Origin of the sequence: Pantoea sp. ICBG 828, from assembly GCF_002928355.1 — a bacterium.
Taxonomy (GTDB): domain Bacteria; phylum Pseudomonadota; class Gammaproteobacteria; order Enterobacterales; family Enterobacteriaceae; genus Pantoea; species Pantoea dispersa.
In genome coordinates, this window is record NZ_POWN01000006.1 from 18,445 (window position 1) to 35,002 (window position 16,558).

The window sequence follows — 16,558 nt, forward strand, 5'->3', positions numbered from 1 at the left end:
ACGGGAATGACCAGTGAAACCGCACGCGTAAAAAGTCCAACGCTAAAACGTGCGTTGATGAGTGACCTGCTGCAAACCGTGGGTATCTTGCCGATTCTGATCCTGATCGTGGCGGTATTTGGCTTTGTCGCCCCGAACTTTTTTACCGAAGCTAACCTGCTGAATATCACGCGTCAGGCCTCCATCAACATTGTGCTGGCGGCGGGCATGACGTTTGTCATTCTCACCGGCGGCATTGACCTGTCGGTTGGCTCAATGCTGGGTACCACGGCGGTGGTGGCGATGGTGGTGTCGCTCGATCCGGCGTTTGCCGGGCTGACCATCCCGGCCGCGCTCGGAGCCGGGCTGATCATGGGGCTGTTCAACGGCATTCTGGTCGCCTGGGCGGGCCTGCCGCCGTTTATCGTCACGCTGGGCACCTATACCGCGCTGCGCGGGGCGGCCTATCTGCTGGCTAACGGCACCACGGTGATCAATTCGGATATCAACTTTGAGTGGATAGGCAACGGTTATCTCGGCCCGATCCCGTGGCTGATCATCATTGCCTTTGCGGTGATTGCGCTGTGCTGGTTTATTTTGCGCCGCACCACGCTTGGCGTGCACATCTATGCGGTGGGCGGCAACATGCAGGCAGCGCGCCTCACCGGTATTAAAGTCGGCGCGGTGCTGGTGTTTGTCTACGCCATGAGCGGCCTGCTGTCCGGGCTGGGTGGCCTGATGAGCGCATCGCGCTTGTACAGCGCTAACGGCAACCTTGGCGTGGGCTATGAGCTGGACGCGATCGCCGCGGTGATTCTTGGCGGGACCAGCTTTGTCGGCGGCATTGGCACGATTACCGGCACGCTGATTGGCGCGCTGATTATCGCCACGCTGAACAACGGCATGACGCTGATGGGCGTGTCGTACTTCTGGCAACTGGTGATTAAGGGCGGGGTGATCATCATTGCGGTGCTGATCGATAAGTACCGTACGCGGCATCACGTGGGGTGAGGGGCGGCCGCTGGCCCTGGCCCTCACCCCAACCCTCTCCCGCTTGCGGGAGAGGGGGCTGTCCGGAGAGAAGATTTAGAAAACAAGTGCTTCACCTGAACACCACGCAGAACGGTTCCCTCTCTCGCTCGCGGGAGAGGGGGCTGTCCGGAGCGAAGATCTGGAAAACGAGAGCTTCACCTGAAAACTATGCAGAACGGTTCCCTCTCCCGCACGCGGGAGAGGGTTAGGGTGAGGGCAAAGGCAAAGGCAATCAGGGCATAAAACCAAAAAAGCAGGAGAACATCGACTATGCGTTTTAATCCGATTATCACCGGACTGCTGGCCGCGACGCTGTTCAGTGCGCCATTTGTGCAGGCCAAAGAACTGAAATCCATCGGCGTGACGGTGGGCGATCTGGCTAACCCGTTCTTCGTCCAGATCACCAAAGGGGCGGAGCTCAAGGCGCGTCAGCTGGCGGGCGATAAGGTCAACGTGACGCTGGTCTCCAGCGGCTATGATCTTGGCCAGCAGGTAGCGCAGATTGACAACTTCATTGCCGCTAAAGTGGACATGATCATCCTCAACGCCGCCGACTCCAAAGGCATCGCGCCGGCGGTGAAGCGTGCGCGTGATGCCGGCATCGTGGTAGTGGCGGTGGACGTGGCTGCGGACGGTGCCAATGCCACCATCACCTCTGACAACACCCAGGCCGGGGCCATGGCCTGTAAATACATCTCCGACCGCCTGAAAGCCAAAGGCAACGTGGTCATCATCAACGGACCACCGGTGTCAGCGGTGCAGAACCGCGTGGAAGGCTGCATGAATGAGCTGAAAACCCACCCGGACATCAAACTGCTCTCTTACAACCAGAACGCCAAAGGCAGTCGCGAAGGCGGACTGGAAGTGATGACCGGCCTGCTGTCGGCCAATCCGAAGATTGATGCCGTGTTCGCCATCAACGATCCTACCGCTATCGGTGCCGATCTGGCGGCGAAACAGGCGCAGCGTAACGAGTTCTTTATCGTCGGCGTCGATGGATCGCCAGACGGCGAAGAGGCGCTGAAGCGCAAAGGCTCGCTGTTTGTCGCGACACCAGCCCAGGATCCGCAGGTGATGGCGGCCAAAGCGGTTGAGATTGGCTATGACATCCTGCAGGGCAAGCCAGCGCCGGATAAGCCGGTGCTGATTCCGGTAACGCTGATCGATCGTAACAATGTCAGCAGCTACAAAGGCTGGACGGTGAAATAAGCCACACGGGCGTCGCGGTGCACCTTGCGCGCCGCGACGTCCGCCGGAGACGCAGCTATGCAACGTTCCGAAGTTAACGCTATTTTGCAACTGACCCGCGAATTCTTTCTGCGGCAGGATGTGCATCTGCCGCCGTGGGCCGATTACGGTCTCAGCCAGTGGCGCGCGCTGGACACCTCAGCCGCTGCCGAACTGCTGGCGCTGCACCTCGGCTGGGATGTCACCAGTTTTGGTGCCGATGATTTCAGCCAGACCGGCCTGACGCTGTTTACCCTGCGCAACGGTTCACGCGGCAGACAGCCGTGGGGCAAACCGTATGCGGAGAAGATCATGCACGTGCGCGAAGGGCAGGTGACGCCGATGCATTATCATCCGCAAAAAATGGAAGACATTATCAACCGCGGCGGTGGCAACCTGATTGTCACGCTACACAATCGCGACGGCGATCGGCTGGCGGATTCGCCGGTACAGGTCACGCTGGATGGCATCTGCCAGACCCATGCCGCCGGTTCCCAGCTGCGGCTGTCACCCGGCGAGAGCGTCACGTTACTGCCCGGTGTCTGGCACAGCTTCTGGGGCGAAACCGGCTACGGCGATGTGCTGGTGGGCGAAGTCTCCATGCCCAATGACGATGAGCACGACAACGTCTTTCTTACCCCGCTGGCGCGCTTTAATCCGATTGATGAGGATGAAGCGCCGCGCTGGCTGCTGTGTAACGAATATCACCGCTGGCTGGCATAACAGGAGTGTTCCATGGCACTGATCTCTCTGGCGCAGGGCCTCGCCCATGCGCAGCAGCACGGTTACGCGCTCGGCGCGTTCAACGTTCTCGATACCCACTTTCTGCGCGCGCTGTTCCATGCGGCGGAGCAGCAGCGTTCGCCGTTTATCATCAACATTGCCGAGGTGCATTTTAAATACGTCAGCCTGGAACCGTTGATCGCCGCTATCCGTGCCGAAGCGGTGCTGCACGCCATCCCGGTGGTGCTCAACCTCGATCACGGCCTGCATTTTGATGCGGTGATGCAGGCGATTCGCCTCGGCTTCACCTCGGTAATGTTCGATGGTTCAACCCTGAGCTATGACGAGAACATTCGCCAGACGCGGGAAGTGGTGAAGATGTGCCACGCGCTGGGCATTTCGGTCGAGGCTGAGCTGGGCGCCGTGGGCGGCGATGAGGGTGGCGCGCTGTTTGGCGAAGCGGACAGCAATAAATTCACCGACCCGGCGCTGGCGGCGGAATTTGTCCAGGCAACCGGCATCGACTGCCTCGCAGTGGCCATCGGCAACGCGCACGGCAAATACAAAGGCGAGCCAAAGCTTGATTTTGACCGTCTGGCGGCGATTCGCGCAGCGGCCGGCATTCCGCTGGTACTGCACGGCGGTTCCGGCATCAGCGACGCTGATTTCCGCCGCGCCATCAGCCTCGGCATCCACAAAATCAACTTCTACACCGGTATGTCGCAGGCGGCGCTCGGGGCGATTGAAACGCAAATCACCCAGCGCGACGCGCGCTACGACTCGTTCGCCGAACTGTTAATGGCGGTTGAACGCGACATCGCCAGCGTTGTGGCCCAGCAGATGCAGGTGTTTGGCAGCGCCGGGAGGGCCTGACATGGCAGCACGCAACGGCATTCTGGCGGCGGGTAATATGCTGGTGGATCACGTGCAGCGCATCAGCCACTGGCCAGAACAGGGCTGGCTGGCGGAGATTAGCCACAGCGAGAAATGCAGCGGCGGTGCAGCGCTGAATGTGCTGTTTACCCTGGCGCGCATGCAGGTCGGTCTGCCGCTGGCCGCCGTGGGGATGCTGGGCGAGGACAGCGACGGCGATTATCTGCTGCAGCTGCTGGATGAACATCATGTGGATCGTCAGCACGTGCAGCGCACCGGTGCGTCAGCCACGGCGATGACGCAGGTGATGACCGCGCCGGACGGTCAGCGCACCTTTTTTCATGCGCGCGGGGCCAATGCGCAGCTCGATGTGGCGCACTTCGCTCACCTTGCCACCGCGCACCGCATCTTCCACCTCGGCTATCTGTTGTTACTGGATAAGCTCGACCAGCCCGATGCGCAGTACGGTACCCGCAGTGCCCGGCTGCTGGCGGAGATGCAGCAGCGCGGCTATCTCACTTCGCTCGATCTGGTCTCACGCGCCGGCGAGTATCAGACGCTGGTGAAGCCGGCGCTACGCTGGCTCGATTATCTGGTGATTAACGAACTGGAAGCGCAGGCGCTCACCGGCATCGAGCTGCGCAGCAGTGGCACGCTGGCGTCACCGGCGGCGTTTGCTGCGGCGGCACGCTGGCTGCTGGCGCAGGGTGTGCGCCAGCGCGTGGTGATTCATGCACCGGAAGGCGCCTGGGGCCAGCAGCCAGAGGGCGACGGTCTGTGGCAGCCCGCCTGGTGCTTAGCGGCAGAGGAGATTGTCGGCAGCGTCGGGGCGGGCGATGCCTTCTGCGCCGGCGTGCTGTACGCCAGCCATCAGAACTACAGCCTGCAGCAGACGTTAAAGCTGGCCCATACCTGCGCCAGCTTTAATCTGCATGCGGCCAACGCGCTGGACGGCATCCGGCCACTGAGCGAGATGCAGCGCTGGATGGATCAGGCGATTTGCGTCTCGCGCGCCGCGGCGGACGGGCGCATCACATCGGCGGAAAAAACATAGCCCAGTCCGCGAATGGTGCGGATCAGGATCGGCTGATGCGGATTAGCCTCGATTTTGCGTCTGAGGCGCATGATCAGCACATCAATGGTGCGATCGAACACGTCGAGGCTCTCGCTGTGGGTCAGCTCCAGCAGCTGGTCGCGCGTCAGGACCTTACGCGCGTGGCCGACCAGCGCGCGCAGCAGACTGTATTCGCCCTGAGTGAGCGGCACGCTTTCACGCTGCGGATTGAACAGCTGACAACGCACATCATCCAGCCGCCAGCCATTAAACTGCCAGCCGTCATCAATCACCGTTTCCGGCTGCGCCAGTCGCCCGCAGCGGCGCAGCGCCGCACGGGCCCGCGCCACCACCACGCGGGGATTAAAGGGTTTGGCGATATAGTCGTCGGCGCCCATCTCCAGCCCAACCACCATATCGGCTTCCGATCCCATGCCGGTCAGCATGATCACCAGCAGCTCAGGGCGCTGACGCTGCATCTGCTGTAATACCAGCAGGCCGTTGGTATCGGGCAGCATCATATCCAGCATCACCAGGGAGATTTCCGGATGCTGCGCCAGCAGCGCCAGGGCGTCGCGCCCCTGATGACAGCTATAAACGGTAAACACATGTTCGCTCAGCACATCGTGCAGCAATTCGCAGATGGCACGATCATCATCAACGACCAGAATCGCGGGCTTCATTGCACTGCCTCTTTTGTTGCGAAAGGGTTAAACGCAGTGTAACCCGGCGTTTTTAAGCTGCTGAAACGCGCAGCAGAAACGTGAGCGCCATCGCCTGGCAGAGTGTGAAAGCGTGCGTTACCGCAATATTTCACCCCCGGCTGCGCACGGCGGGAAAACGTTTGCGCGCAGGTGGTGCAATGCACCATAATCGCGCCTCGTTCTGGTTCAGAATTTTCTTAGCCGCAACGGCACGCTGAAACGGAAACGATTGCGTCAGGGAGTGGCATAGCAATTGCTATGTGGACAGGGGATAGCACACGACGTTCTGCTGCCAGCGGTGGCAAAACGCCGACATAAAAAAATAATTTTCCTCACTTTTTCCGCGTCAGCTTAGCCACCACGCGCGGAATAGCGGGAAAACGCCTTGGCAAGAGAGAGCAGGCCTGCGGGCCGTCTCCGCTGATGAGAGATGATGATGTTAGAAAAACTTTTTAAGTTAAAAGCTCACCACACCACGGTGCGCACCGAAATCATTGCCGGTATCACGACCTTTCTGGCAATGGCCTACATCCTGTTTGTGAACCCCAGCATCCTCGGGGCGACCGGTATGGATAAAGGCTCGGTGTTTGTTGCCACTTGTCTGGCTGCAGCCATCGGTTCGATTCTGATGGGCCTGATCGCCAACTATCCGATCGCGCTGGCACCGGGCATGGGCCTGAACGCCTTCTTCACCTACACCGTGGTGCTGCATATGGGCTACACCTGGCAGATCGCGCTGGGTGCGGTGTTCCTTTCGGCGGTGATCTTCTTTGCGCTGTCGATTTTTAAAATTCGCGAATGGATTATCGCCAGCATTCCGCTGCCGCTGCGTGCCGGGATTGCAGCAGGCATTGGCCTGTTCCTCGCACTGATTGCGCTGGAAGGAGCGGGCATCGTGGTGGATAACCCGGCTACGCTGGTCGGTCTGGGCGACCTGACCAAACCGGGTCCGCTGCTGGCGCTGCTTGGCTTCTTTATCATTGTGGTGCTGGAAGCGCGTCGCGTCACCGGAGCCGTACTGATCGGCATTCTGGTTGTTACCTTTATCTCGATGGGCATTGGCCTGACGCCGTTCGCGGGCGTGTTCTCTGCGCCGCCGTCGATTGCGCCGACCTTTATGCAGCTGGATATCGCCGGCGCGTTCAACGTTGGCCTGGTGAGCGTGATCTTTGCGTTCCTGTTTGTCGACGTGTTTGATAACACCGGCACGCTGCTGGGCGTGACGAAACGCGCCGGTCTGGCCGATGAGCAGGGCAACGTGCCGAAAATGGGCCGTGCGCTGATCGCCGATAGCGCCGCTGCACTGTTCGGTTCACTGCTGGGTACCTCAACCACCACCAGCTATGTGGAGTCCGCTGCGGGCGTCAGCGCCGGCGGCCGTACCGGTCTGACGGCGATTGTGGTCGCCATTCTGTTCCTGCTCAGCCTGTTCTTCTCGCCACTGGCGGGTAGCGTGCCGGTCTACGCCACGGCACCAGCGCTGCTGTTCGTCGCGGTGCTGATGGCTTCCGGTCTGGCAGAAATTGACTGGAAAGATGTCACCACGGCGGCACCGGTCACCGTGACCGCGCTGACCATGCCGCTGACTTACTCAATCGCTAATGGTATCGCCTTTGGTTTTATTACCTGGACGGTGGTGAAACTGCTGAGTGGCCGCACCAAAGAGGTCAATGCGGCGCTGGTGATTCTGTCGATTCTGTTTGTGATTAAACTCGGCTGGCTGAGTGCCTGATGCTGTGTAACGGAAGCCCGCCCGGGCTTCCGTGTAAGTTGTTACATGCGCGCAATGATTGTTTGCGTGATGTCTCGCAATTCCTGCCCGTACCCACTTTTCTCTTTCAGGCCTGATGTTTACTGTTTTTCCGTAAATTCTGCCATGCGCAAATTTTTTGCCTGCAGTGGCGGGATCGTGGAATGTTTAATCGCTGCCGCTCTGCTTAAATAGCGGTGGAGTGAGGCGATGACACAAGGTTGCTGAAGAAGGACAAGATAATGGATTATCCCGTTTGCACGCTGCCGCATCGGTTGCCGCCTCGCCTTCCGGCGTTAAGAAATCAGGGAGCACCGCTAATGGTACGATTAACCCAACACGTGGAACAGCTGGCGAACACCACCCGGCTGTTACAGCAGGATGTTGCGGTCCTGACCGCGCGTTTTGAAAACCTTGCCACCAGAGCGGACGTGGAACGCGTGCGTACCGAACAGGGGCTGATGTGCAATCAACTGATGAATGAGATCGGTCAGGTGGAGAAGCGTATCGATAAAAAGTTCGAACGGTTAAATGACAGACTGATCTGGACACTCATGTTACCGGCTCTCCTCGCCGTACTGGCATGGTTTGTAAAAGTGGCGGTGCTGAAAATTTAAGGTTGTCAGCAGAAATCCGGCCCGTCCATGGGCCGGAACAGCGGGTTTAGCGGAAGGGCGGTTCGTTGAAGGTGCGTAGTTTCCTGGAGTGCAGTTTGTCACCCTCGGCGCGCAGCAGCTCAACGGCGCAGATGCCAATCTGCAGATGTTCCGAGATGGCGCCCTCATAGAAACGGTTGGCCTGGCCGGGCAGTTTGATTTCACCGTGCAGCGGTTTATCCGAGACGCACAGCAGGGTGCCGTACGGTACGCGGAAACGATAACCCTGTGCGGCAATGGTGGCGCTCTCCATATCCACCGCCACCGCGCGGCTCAGGTTGAAGCGTAACGCAGATGCGGAGTAGCGCAGCTCCCAGTTGCGGTCGTCCGTGGTGACGACCGTACCGGTGCGCAGGCGCTGCTTCACCTCTTCGCCGGGCATACCGCTGACTGCTTTGGTGGCGTCGTACAGGGCACGCTGCACCTCCGCAATGCTCGGGATCGGGATATCCGGTGGTAATACGCTGTCCAGCACGTGGTCGTCACGCAGATAGGCGTGCGCTAGCACGTAATCGCCGATGCTCTGGCTTTCACGCAGGCCACCGCAGTGACCAATCATCAGCCACGCATGTGGGCGCACCACCGCGAGGTGGTCGCAGATGGTTTTGGCGTTCGACGGACCGACGCCAATATTCACCAGCGTGATGCCGCGACGATTGGGCGAGGTTAAATGCCAGGCGGGCATCTGATGCTTCTTCCACGCCAGATCCGACATCATCGCCGTTGGGTCCTGCGTTTCCGCCGTGATCACCACATCGCCGGCGCAGGCGAGACTGTCGTAAGGCGTGCTGGGGTCCTGCACCTGCTCAATCGCCCAGCGCACGAACTCATCGACGTAGCGCGTGTAGTTAGTGAACAGTACAAACGGCTGGAAGTGTTCTACCGCGGTGCCGGTGTAGTGACGCAGGCGCGCCAGGGAGAAATCGGTGCGCAGCGCGTCGAAATGCGACAGCGGGAACAGCGCGTCGGCGTTGAACAGGCCATCAGCGGTTTCATCGCCAATCTGCGACAGTTCGGTCGTCGGGAAATGGCGCGCAATACTGGCGCTCATGGAGCGGTCCAGCGACAGGTCGGAGCCATCAATCACATAGGGATAAGGGATTTCCTGCTGTGACGGACCCACCTCAATCAGCACGTCGTACTCTTTTTCGATCATCTGCAGCTGTTCGCTGAGATAGTGACGCAGCAGCGCCGGGCGCGTGATGGTGGTGCTGTAGCGACCGGTGTGGGTAAAACGTCCCCAGGCGCGGGTGCGATTTTGCTGCGGGCCTTCACCCTGCCAGGTGATGCGCAGCTCCGGATAGACAAACAGCCCCTGCTGGCGCAGCCCGGCGTCCGGCAGTGTGCCGCTGGCAGTGAACGTGCGAATGGAGTTGCGCAGCGCTTCAACCGCGTCGTCATACAGACGCTCCAGTTGATCCAGCGCCTGTTCGGTGGTCAATCCGTTCCGTTGCGTATTCATAGATTCTCCTTCAGCAATTTGGACCGATTTGACCAGAGCATAGCGGATAAACCTCTCATCACGATGAAGAATCTGTGATCGACCGCATTCTGCACCATCACGGTGCTGGTAGGCGGCAAAAGGCTGGCTATGTTTATCAGGTGCAGGGAGGCCACATCGCACGTTTTCCGCCCGGCTGCGATGCCGCTGCAAAAAAATTGTCACCGATTGTCTTCTCTGGCGAGCTTTTTGCTTAAATTTCAACCGTGGTCGCACAGACCACACTGCTCTCGAAGTGTTTCAGATTGATTTCTCCCAGGCCGTGGTATGGCTCCGTTCCTGACCCGTTGAGGATTGAAAGCATGTCTTTGAAATTCATAAAACACCCATTGAAGGTGGTGATGGCAGGTTGTTTAAGCATGGCGTTCTACGCGCAGGCTGACATAAAGATTGGCGTGGCCGGTCCGTTTACCGGACCGAATGCTACGTACGGTACGCAATACTGGAAGGGCGCCAGCCAGGCCGCGGCGGACATTAACGCTGCGGGCGGCATAAACGGTGAAAAAATTGTGCTGGTGCAGGGCGATGACGCCTGCGAACCCAAGCAGGCGGTGGCCGTTGCCAACCGGCTGGTGGATCAGGACAAAGTGATGGCGGTGGTGGGCCATTTCTGCTCATCCTCGACCATGCCAGCCTCAGAGGTGTATGACGAGGCGGGCGTACTGGCGATTACGCCCGGTTCAACCAATCCACAAATCACCGAGCGCGGCATGAAAACCCTGTTCCGCATGTGCGGGCGTGATGACCAGCAGGGAACTATCGCCGCGAACTATATTCTCGATACGCTGAAAGCGAAGAAAGTGGCGGTGATCCACGACAAAGACACCTACGGTCAGGGGCTGGCGGATGCCACCAAAGCGGCGCTGGAGAAACGCGGCGTCAAAGAGGTGCTGTATGAGGGGCTGTCGCGCGGTGAAAAAGACTTTAACGCGCTGGTCACCAAAATCGGCGCGGTGAAACCGGATGTGGTCTATTTCGGTGGCTGCCATCCGGAGGCGGGGCCGCTGGTGCGGCAGATGCGCGAGCAGGGCGTTAATGCGGCCTTCTTCTCCGGCGACTGCATCGTGACGGAAGAACTGGTGACTGCCGCCGGCGGTCCGCAGTTCACTAAAGGCGTGTACATGACCTTCGGCAATGACCCGCGCACCATCGCGGATGGCAAAGCGGTGATTGAAAAATTCCGCGCCAGCGGTTTTGAGCCGGAAGGGTATACGCTGTACGCCTACGCCTCCATTCAGGCTCTGGCCGCCGCCTACAAAGCGGCAGGTAAAGACAATGCCAAAGCCAGCGACTGGCTGAAGGCCAACAGCGTTGACACCGTGATGGGCAAGAAGGCGTGGGACGAAAAAGGCGACCTTAAAGTCTCGGATTACGTGGTCTATCAGTGGGATGACAAAGGCAAATATCACCAGCTGTAATTCGCTCTGCGGCCCCGCGCGCAGCGGGGCCGTTCGCATCTGAGCGTGTCCTGTGCACGCCTTCCACCTGCGAGAGACAATATGGACGCCTTCTTTATACAGCAGCTGATTAACGGCCTGACGCTGGGCGCGGTCTACGGGCTGATCGCCATCGGCTACACCATGGTTTACGGCATTATCGGCATGATCAACTTCGCCCACGGCGAGGTGTACATGATCTCCGCCTATCTGTGTGCGATCGGGCTGGCGCTGCTCAGCTACTTTGGCATTCACTCCTTTCCACTGCTGATCTTTGGCACGCTGTTGTTCACTATCGTGGTCACCGCCGCTTACGGCTGGGCCATTGAGCGCATTGCCTATCGCCCGCTGCGCAATTCCACCCGGCTGGCACCGCTGATCTCTGCCATTGGCATGTCGCTGATCCTGCAAAACTATGTGCAGCTTAGTCAGGGACCGAATCAGCAGGGCATTCCCACCTTGCTCAGTGGCGTGCTGCGTATGGAGATCGACGGCGGCGTGGTGCAAATCACCTGGACCAAAGTGTTTATCCTGGTGGCAGCGCTGTGCGGGATGGCGCTGCTGACCTGGATTATCCAGTACACCAAACTGGGCCGTATCTGCCGTGCGGTCCAGCAGGATCGGCGCATGGCGTCGATTCTCGGTATCAATACCGACCGGGTGATTTCGCTGGTGTTTGTCATCGGCGCGGCGATGGCCGGGCTGGCCGGGGTGCTGGTTACCATGAACTACGGCACGTTTGATTTCTACGCCGGCTTCATTATCGGCATCAAAGCCTTCACCGCGGCGGTGCTGGGGGGCATCGGTTCGCTGCCCGGCGCGATGCTGGGCGGTTTGCTGCTGGGCGTGGCCGAAGCGCAGTTCGCCGGGCTGGTGAACTCTGATTACAAAGATGTGTTCTCGTTTTCGCTGCTGGTGGTGATTTTAATCTTCCGTCCGCAGGGACTGCTGGGCCGGCCGCTGGTCGCCAAAGTGTGAGGAAGCCAGAATGAATGCAATGACGCAAACAAGCGGCATCCGTCAGGTGCTGCTCGACACGCTGCTGGCCGGTGCCGTCGCGCTGGTGGTGTTCGGCCCGGTAGTGGGCGTGGTACTCAGCGGCTACAGTTTTACGCTGTCGCCGCTGCGCGTGGCGCTGCTGGTGGCGGTGGTGATGGCAGGACGTTTGCTGCTGGGGCTGTTTCTGCATACCGCCGTGGGGCGCCGTTTTCTGCGCAAGTTTGAGGGTAACGATGACGGCGTATACGTGCGTGAACCCGGGTACCGCTCGCGCCTGCGCTGGATAATACCGCTGCTGCTGGTTGTGGCCCTGGCGTTTCCGTTTCTCTCCAGCAAGTATCTGCTGACGGTGGCGATTCTCGGGCTGATCTACGTGCTGTTGGGTCTCGGGCTCAATATCGTGGTCGGCCTCGCCGGGCTGCTCGATCTGGGCTATGTGGCATTTTACGCCATTGGTGCTTACGGGCTGGCGCTGGGCTATCAGTATCTCGGGCTGGGTTTCTGGAGCATGATCCCCATCGCTGCGCTGCTGGCGGCATTGGCCGGTGCGCTGCTTGGCTTTCCGGTGCTGCGCATGCACGGTGACTATCTGGCCATCGTCACGCTCGGCTTCGGTGAAATTATCCGGCTGGTGCTGAATAACTGGCTGTCGTTCACCGGGGGGCCGAACGGCGTCTCGGTGCCGTCACCGACCTTTCTCGGCCTTGAATTCGCCCGCCGGGCAAAAGAGGGCGGCATACCGTACCACCAGTTTCTGCATCTCGATTACAACCCCAACATGAAGTTCATCTTTATCTACGTGGTGCTGGTAATGGTGGTGCTGCTGGTGCTGTTTATCAAGCACCGGCTGACGCGCATGCCGATTGGCCGGGCGTGGGAAGCGTTGCGTGAAGATGAAATCGCCTGTCGCGCCATGGGGCTGAATCACGTGCTGGTGAAGCTGTCGGCCTTTATGCTCGGCGCCTCAACCGCCGGTATTGCCGGGGTGTTTTTTGCCAGTTACCAGGGGTTCGTTAATCCCACCTCGTTTACCTTTTTTGAGTCCGCGCTGATTCTGGCTATCGTGGTGCTGGGCGGGATGGGCTCGACGCTCGGCGTAGTGCTGGCCGCGTTTGTGCTGACGGTGGCGCCCGAACTGCTGCGCAGCTTTGCCGAGTACCGCGTGCTGCTGTTTGGCATGTTAATGGTGCTGATGATGATCTGGCGTCCGCGCGGCCTGGTGCGCACCGCACGCGTCGGTGTGCCGCTGAGAAAAGGAGTACGCCATGAGTGATGCCATCCTGCAGGTTGATAACCTGATGATGCGCTTTGGCGGCATCAAAGCGCTGAATGATGTCAGTCTGCGCGTGGAGCGCGGCTCGGTCACCGCGCTGATTGGCCCCAACGGCGCGGGCAAAACCACGGTATTTAACTGCCTGACGGGATTTTATCGCGCCAGCGGCGGGCGCATCGTGCTCAATGCCCATCAGCGCAGCACCGATGTGATTCAGGTGCTGGGCCAGAAGATTCAGCCGGGTGACTGGCTGCGGCCGGCGCGGCTGGGCTCGCGTATCTGGTACAAGATGTTTGGCGGCGCACATCTGGTCAACCGCGCCGGTCTGGCGCGCACCTTTCAGAACATCCGCCTGTTTCGCGAGATGTCGGTGGTGGAGAACCTGCTGGTGGCGCAGCATATGCAGGTCAACCGTCAGCTGCTGGCCGGCATTCTCAATACCCGCGGCTATCGGGCAGCGGAGAGTCGCGCGCTCGATCGCGCTTTTTACTGGCTGGAGCGTGTTGATCTGGTCAGCAGTGCCAACCGGCTGGCCGGTACGCTCTCTTACGGCCAGCAGCGCCGGCTGGAGATTGCGCGCGCCATGTGCACCCGGCCGGAGCTGATCTGCCTGGATGAGCCCGCAGCGGGACTCAATCCGGTCGAAACCGAGGCGCTGAGCCAGATTCTGCATCAGCTGCGCGCCGATCACCGCATCAGCGTGCTGTTGATTGAACACGATATGCCGATGGTGATGCGCATTTCCGATCACATCGTCGTACTGGATCACGGTGACGTGATCGCCCAGGGCACGCCGCAGCAGATTCGACACGATGCGAAGGTGATCGCCGCTTATCTCGGCGCGGAAGAGGAGAGCGAGCATGGCTGAAGCAATGCTGGCGTTTGAACAGGTGGATGTGTTTTACGGCCCGGTGCAGGCGCTTAAGCAGGTGTCGCTGACCGTGGCGGAAGGGGAAACCGTGGCGCTGATTGGAGCCAACGGTGCGGGAAAATCCACGCTGCTGATGTCGATTTTTGGTCAGCCGCGCATTGCCAGCGGTGAAATTCGGCTGCGCGGAGAAGCCATCAGCCAGCGGTCGACCCATTTTATCGCCGCCAGCGGTATTGCCCAGGCGCCGGAAGGACGGCGCATCTTTCCGGATATGACAGTGGAAGAGAACCTGCTGATGGGCACGATCGCCATCGGCGAGCGCTACATGAAGCAGGATAAAGAACGCATGTACACGCTGTTTCCACGCCTGCTGGAGCGGCGGAAACAGCGGGCAATGACACTCTCCGGCGGCGAGCAGCAAATGCTGGCGATCGCCCGCGCGCTGATGAGCCGGCCGCGTCTGCTGCTGCTGGATGAACCCAGCCTCGGGCTGGCCCCGCTGGTGGTAAAGCAGATTTTCAGCATCCTGCGTGAGCTGACGCAGCAGGGCATGACGCTGTTTCTGGTGGAGCAGAACGCGCGCCACGCCCTGCAACTGGCGGATCGCGGTTATGTGATGGTCAATGGCGAAATTCGTCTGAGCGGCAGCGGCAGCGAACTGTTGCACAACGAAGAGGTGCGCAGCGCCTATCTGGGCGGCAGCGTCGGCGCGGGCGGGGAGTCAGCAAAAAGTTTGTAATAATGATTAAATGGTGACGGGAAACACTTTGCATAATCGTTAGCAGCCTATCATCATTATTACTCTACTTCTTAACCAAAGTGATTTGGTACTCCCTTGCAAAATCCTGGCGTAGCAGTAATGCGGGCGATCAGAAACACGGCGTGGTATCCCAAACGCCGTGCTTATCGCACGCTGTTGTGGCGTGAAATCACGCCACTGGCGGTGCCCATCTTTATTGAGAACCTGTGCGTGATGCTGATGGGGGTTCTCAGTACCTTTCTGGTGAGCTGGCTGGGCAAAGAGGCGATGGCGGGCGTGGGGCTGGCCGACAGCTTCAACATGGTGATCATCTCCTTTTTTGCCGCCATCGATCTCGGCACCACGGTGGTGGTGGCATTCAGCCTGGCCAAACGCAACGGCAAGCGTGCGCGTGCGGCGACGCGGCAGTCGCTGGGATTGATGACGGTGCTGGCGTTTGTGCTGGTCATCGCCATCGAGTTCTGGGGGCATCTGATTGTTGATGTGATTGCCAGTAACGCCGAGCCGCAGGTCAAAGAGCTGGCGCTCAGTTATCTGCAAACCTCCGCGTGGAGCTATCCGGCGGCGGCGATTGCGCTGATAGGCAGCGGCGCGTTACGCGGTGCCGGCAACACTAAAATTCCGATGCTGATTAACGGCGGCATGAATATCCTGAATATCATCATCAGTAGCGTGCTGATCTACGGTGCGCTCGGCTGGGAAGGGATGGGATTTGTCGGTGCCGGGCTGGGATTAACCATTTCACGCTATATCGGCGCGGCGGCGGCCATTTACGTGCTGTATCGCGGCATCAGTCCGGCGCTGAAAATCACGCTGGCCAGCTATTTCCGCCGCTGGGATCGCAACATCCTGATGGAAGTGCTGGGGATTGGCGTACCGGCCAGTATCGAATCAGTACTGTTTAACGGCGGCAAACTGCTGACGCAGATTTTTGTCGCTGGCATGGGCACCAATGAGATCGCCGGTAACTTCATTGCCTTCTCCATCGCCACGCTGATCAACCTGCCGGGCAACGCGCTGGGTTCGGCGTCGACCATTATCACCGGCAGGCGGCTGGGGAAAAATCAGGTGATGCAGGCGGAGCGGCAGATCAAGCACGTATTCTGGCTGGCGATGATTGGGCTATGTACGCTGGCGTTTATCACCGTGCCGCTGGCGGGCACGCTGGCGCGATTCTACACCCGCGATCCGCAGGTGATTGAGGTAACCAAACACCTGATCTGGCTGAATGCCGCCTTTATGCCTATCTGGACCGCCTCCTGGGTACTGCCGGCCGGGCTAAAAGGCGCGCGCGACGCACGGTACACCATGTATGTATCGATGTTCAGTATGTGGGGCGCGCGCGTGGTAGCCGGTTATCTGCTGGGTATAGTGCTGGGCATGGGGGTGATTGGCGTCTGGCTCGGTATGTTCCTCGACTGGACGGTGCGCGGTATCTGTTTCTGGTGGCGTTTGACCAGCGGCAAATGGCTGAACAATTACCGCAAAATGCTCGCGAAGAGCAGTGGCCCACAGGGCTGAGGAATCCCCACAAAAAGACAGGCACAGGGTTTTGTGATCGGGTTATTGCGCCAGCAAAAACAGATCGCACCCTATGCCTGCCATACCCGGCCCCGCCTCAAGCCGCACGGCTATTTTCGGACTGACCGCTGCCTTTCCGCTGGCAACCTAACTCAGCGCTTTCGTGAATTCGAACGTGATGCGACAACTGTGCGCCTTG

Annotated in this window: 16 protein-coding genes; 14 read left to right on the top strand and 2 right to left on the bottom strand. The window is 59.6% G+C overall.

Annotation, left to right across the window (positions count from 1 at the left end; translation table 11 throughout):
- Positions 1–6: 6 nt before the first annotated feature.
- From C1Y43_RS15465 to C1Y43_RS15485, 5 genes are all read left to right on the top strand, one after another.
- The gene (locus C1Y43_RS15465) at positions 7–990 is read left to right on the top strand and encodes a COG4158 family protein (protein WP_021509811.1); all 984 of its coding nucleotides are present in this window, start codon (positions 7–9) and stop codon (positions 988–990) included.
- Positions 991–1,281: 291 nt separating this feature from the next.
- A complete protein-coding gene (locus C1Y43_RS15470) occupies positions 1,282–2,220 on the top strand; it encodes an ABC transporter substrate-binding protein (RefSeq protein ID WP_021509812.1) in 939 nt (312 codons plus the stop codon).
- 57 nt (positions 2,221–2,277) lie between these two features.
- Entirely contained in the window at positions 2,278–2,961 is a 684-nt protein-coding gene (locus C1Y43_RS15475; protein ID WP_104188825.1) for a D-lyxose/D-mannose family sugar isomerase, read from the top strand.
- 12 nt (positions 2,962–2,973) lie between these two features.
- On the top strand, positions 2,974–3,834 hold the full coding sequence (locus C1Y43_RS15480; RefSeq protein WP_104188827.1) for a ketose 1,6-bisphosphate aldolase: 861 nt from the start codon (positions 2,974–2,976) through the stop codon (positions 3,832–3,834).
- Between the two features lies 1 nt (position 3,835).
- The gene (locus C1Y43_RS15485) at positions 3,836–4,888 is read left to right on the top strand and encodes a carbohydrate kinase family protein (RefSeq protein ID WP_104188829.1); all 1,053 of its coding nucleotides are present in this window, start codon (positions 3,836–3,838) and stop codon (positions 4,886–4,888) included.
- Here the strand turns inward: C1Y43_RS15485 and C1Y43_RS15490 are convergent.
- Positions 4,825–5,571, bottom strand: a complete 747-nt coding sequence (locus tag C1Y43_RS15490; RefSeq protein ID WP_104188831.1) for a response regulator — start codon at positions 5,569–5,571, stop codon at positions 4,825–4,827. The two genes, C1Y43_RS15485 and C1Y43_RS15490, sit on opposite strands and share 64 nt — an antisense overlap.
- 454 nt (positions 5,572–6,025) lie before the next feature.
- Here C1Y43_RS15490 and C1Y43_RS15495 point away from each other — a divergent pair, with 454 nt between their 5' ends.
- A complete protein-coding gene (locus C1Y43_RS15495; protein WP_021509817.1) occupies positions 6,026–7,324 on the top strand; it encodes an NCS2 family permease in 1,299 nt (432 codons plus the stop codon).
- 338 nt (positions 7,325–7,662) lie between these two features.
- On the top strand, positions 7,663–7,959 hold the full coding sequence (locus C1Y43_RS15500) for a hypothetical protein (protein WP_058771127.1): 297 nt from the start codon (positions 7,663–7,665) through the stop codon (positions 7,957–7,959).
- A 46-nt stretch (positions 7,960–8,005) separates the two neighbouring features.
- Here the strand turns inward: C1Y43_RS15500 and C1Y43_RS15505 are convergent, their stop codons facing one another.
- On the bottom strand, positions 8,006–9,460 hold the full coding sequence (locus C1Y43_RS15505) for an AMP nucleosidase (protein WP_058771128.1): 1,455 nt from the start codon (positions 9,458–9,460) through the stop codon (positions 8,006–8,008).
- 74 nt (positions 9,461–9,534) lie between these two features.
- Between C1Y43_RS15505 and C1Y43_RS23825 the strand changes: the two genes are divergently transcribed.
- From C1Y43_RS23825 to C1Y43_RS15535, 7 genes are all read left to right on the top strand, one after another.
- Positions 9,535–9,696: a hypothetical protein gene (locus C1Y43_RS23825; RefSeq protein WP_155519940.1), complete on the top strand. Its 162-nt coding sequence runs from the start codon at positions 9,535–9,537 to the stop codon at positions 9,694–9,696.
- A gap of 162 nt (positions 9,697–9,858) precedes the next feature.
- A complete protein-coding gene (locus C1Y43_RS15510) occupies positions 9,859–10,917 on the top strand; it encodes a branched-chain amino acid ABC transporter substrate-binding protein (protein WP_021509821.1) in 1,059 nt (352 codons plus the stop codon).
- An 81-nt stretch (positions 10,918–10,998) separates the two neighbouring features.
- Positions 10,999–11,913 carry a branched-chain amino acid ABC transporter permease gene (locus tag C1Y43_RS15515; protein WP_021509822.1) on the top strand — a complete coding sequence of 305 codons (915 nt, stop codon included), beginning with the start codon at positions 10,999–11,001 and terminating at the stop codon, positions 11,911–11,913.
- A 10-nt stretch (positions 11,914–11,923) separates the two neighbouring features.
- Positions 11,924–13,207 carry a high-affinity branched-chain amino acid ABC transporter permease LivM gene (gene livM, locus C1Y43_RS15520; protein WP_104188833.1) on the top strand — a complete coding sequence of 428 codons (1,284 nt, stop codon included), beginning with the start codon at positions 11,924–11,926 and terminating at the stop codon, positions 13,205–13,207.
- Positions 13,200–14,075, top strand: coding sequence for an ABC transporter ATP-binding protein (locus C1Y43_RS15525; protein WP_021509824.1), 876 nt, complete (start codon positions 13,200–13,202; stop codon positions 14,073–14,075). Before livM ends, C1Y43_RS15525 begins: the two co-directional genes overlap by 8 nt.
- Positions 14,068–14,817 (top strand): ABC transporter ATP-binding protein, encoded by a 750-nt coding sequence (locus C1Y43_RS15530; protein ID WP_058771132.1) that lies wholly within the window; start codon positions 14,068–14,070, stop codon positions 14,815–14,817. The genes C1Y43_RS15525 and C1Y43_RS15530 overlap by 8 nt, the downstream gene beginning before the upstream one ends.
- A gap of 120 nt (positions 14,818–14,937) precedes the next feature.
- Positions 14,938–16,359 (top strand): EmmdR/YeeO family multidrug/toxin efflux MATE transporter, encoded by a 1,422-nt coding sequence (locus tag C1Y43_RS15535; protein ID WP_104188835.1) that lies wholly within the window; start codon positions 14,938–14,940, stop codon positions 16,357–16,359.
- The last annotated feature ends 199 nt before the right edge of the window (positions 16,360–16,558 follow it).

Coding starts and splice junctions, on each gene's coding strand:
- C1Y43_RS15515 (WP_021509822.1), top strand. CDS start 10,999: ATGGACGCCTTCTTTATACAGCAGCTGATTAACGGCCTGACGCTGGGC.
- C1Y43_RS15490 (WP_104188831.1), bottom strand. CDS start 5,571: ATGAAGCCCGCGATTCTGGTCGTTGATGATGATCGTGCCATCTGCGAA.
- C1Y43_RS15500 (WP_058771127.1), top strand. CDS start 7,663: ATGGTACGATTAACCCAACACGTGGAACAGCTGGCGAACACCACCCGG.
- C1Y43_RS15495 (WP_021509817.1), top strand. CDS start 6,026: ATGATGTTAGAAAAACTTTTTAAGTTAAAAGCTCACCACACCACGGTG.
- C1Y43_RS15510 (WP_021509821.1), top strand. CDS start 9,859: ATGGCGTTCTACGCGCAGGCTGACATAAAGATTGGCGTGGCCGGTCCG.
- C1Y43_RS15485 (WP_104188829.1), top strand. CDS start 3,836: ATGGCAGCACGCAACGGCATTCTGGCGGCGGGTAATATGCTGGTGGAT.
- C1Y43_RS15475 (WP_104188825.1), top strand. CDS start 2,278: ATGCAACGTTCCGAAGTTAACGCTATTTTGCAACTGACCCGCGAATTC.
- C1Y43_RS15480 (WP_104188827.1), top strand. CDS start 2,974: ATGGCACTGATCTCTCTGGCGCAGGGCCTCGCCCATGCGCAGCAGCAC.
- C1Y43_RS15535 (WP_104188835.1), top strand. CDS start 14,938: ATGCGGGCGATCAGAAACACGGCGTGGTATCCCAAACGCCGTGCTTAT.
- C1Y43_RS15470 (WP_021509812.1), top strand. CDS start 1,282: ATGCGTTTTAATCCGATTATCACCGGACTGCTGGCCGCGACGCTGTTC.
- C1Y43_RS15525 (WP_021509824.1), top strand. CDS start 13,200: ATGAGTGATGCCATCCTGCAGGTTGATAACCTGATGATGCGCTTTGGC.
- livM (WP_104188833.1), top strand. CDS start 11,924: ATGAATGCAATGACGCAAACAAGCGGCATCCGTCAGGTGCTGCTCGAC.
- C1Y43_RS15505 (WP_058771128.1), bottom strand. CDS start 9,460: ATGAATACGCAACGGAACGGATTGACCACCGAACAGGCGCTGGATCAA.
- C1Y43_RS15465 (WP_021509811.1), top strand. CDS start 7: ATGACCAGTGAAACCGCACGCGTAAAAAGTCCAACGCTAAAACGTGCG.
- C1Y43_RS15530 (WP_058771132.1), top strand. CDS start 14,068: ATGGCTGAAGCAATGCTGGCGTTTGAACAGGTGGATGTGTTTTACGGC.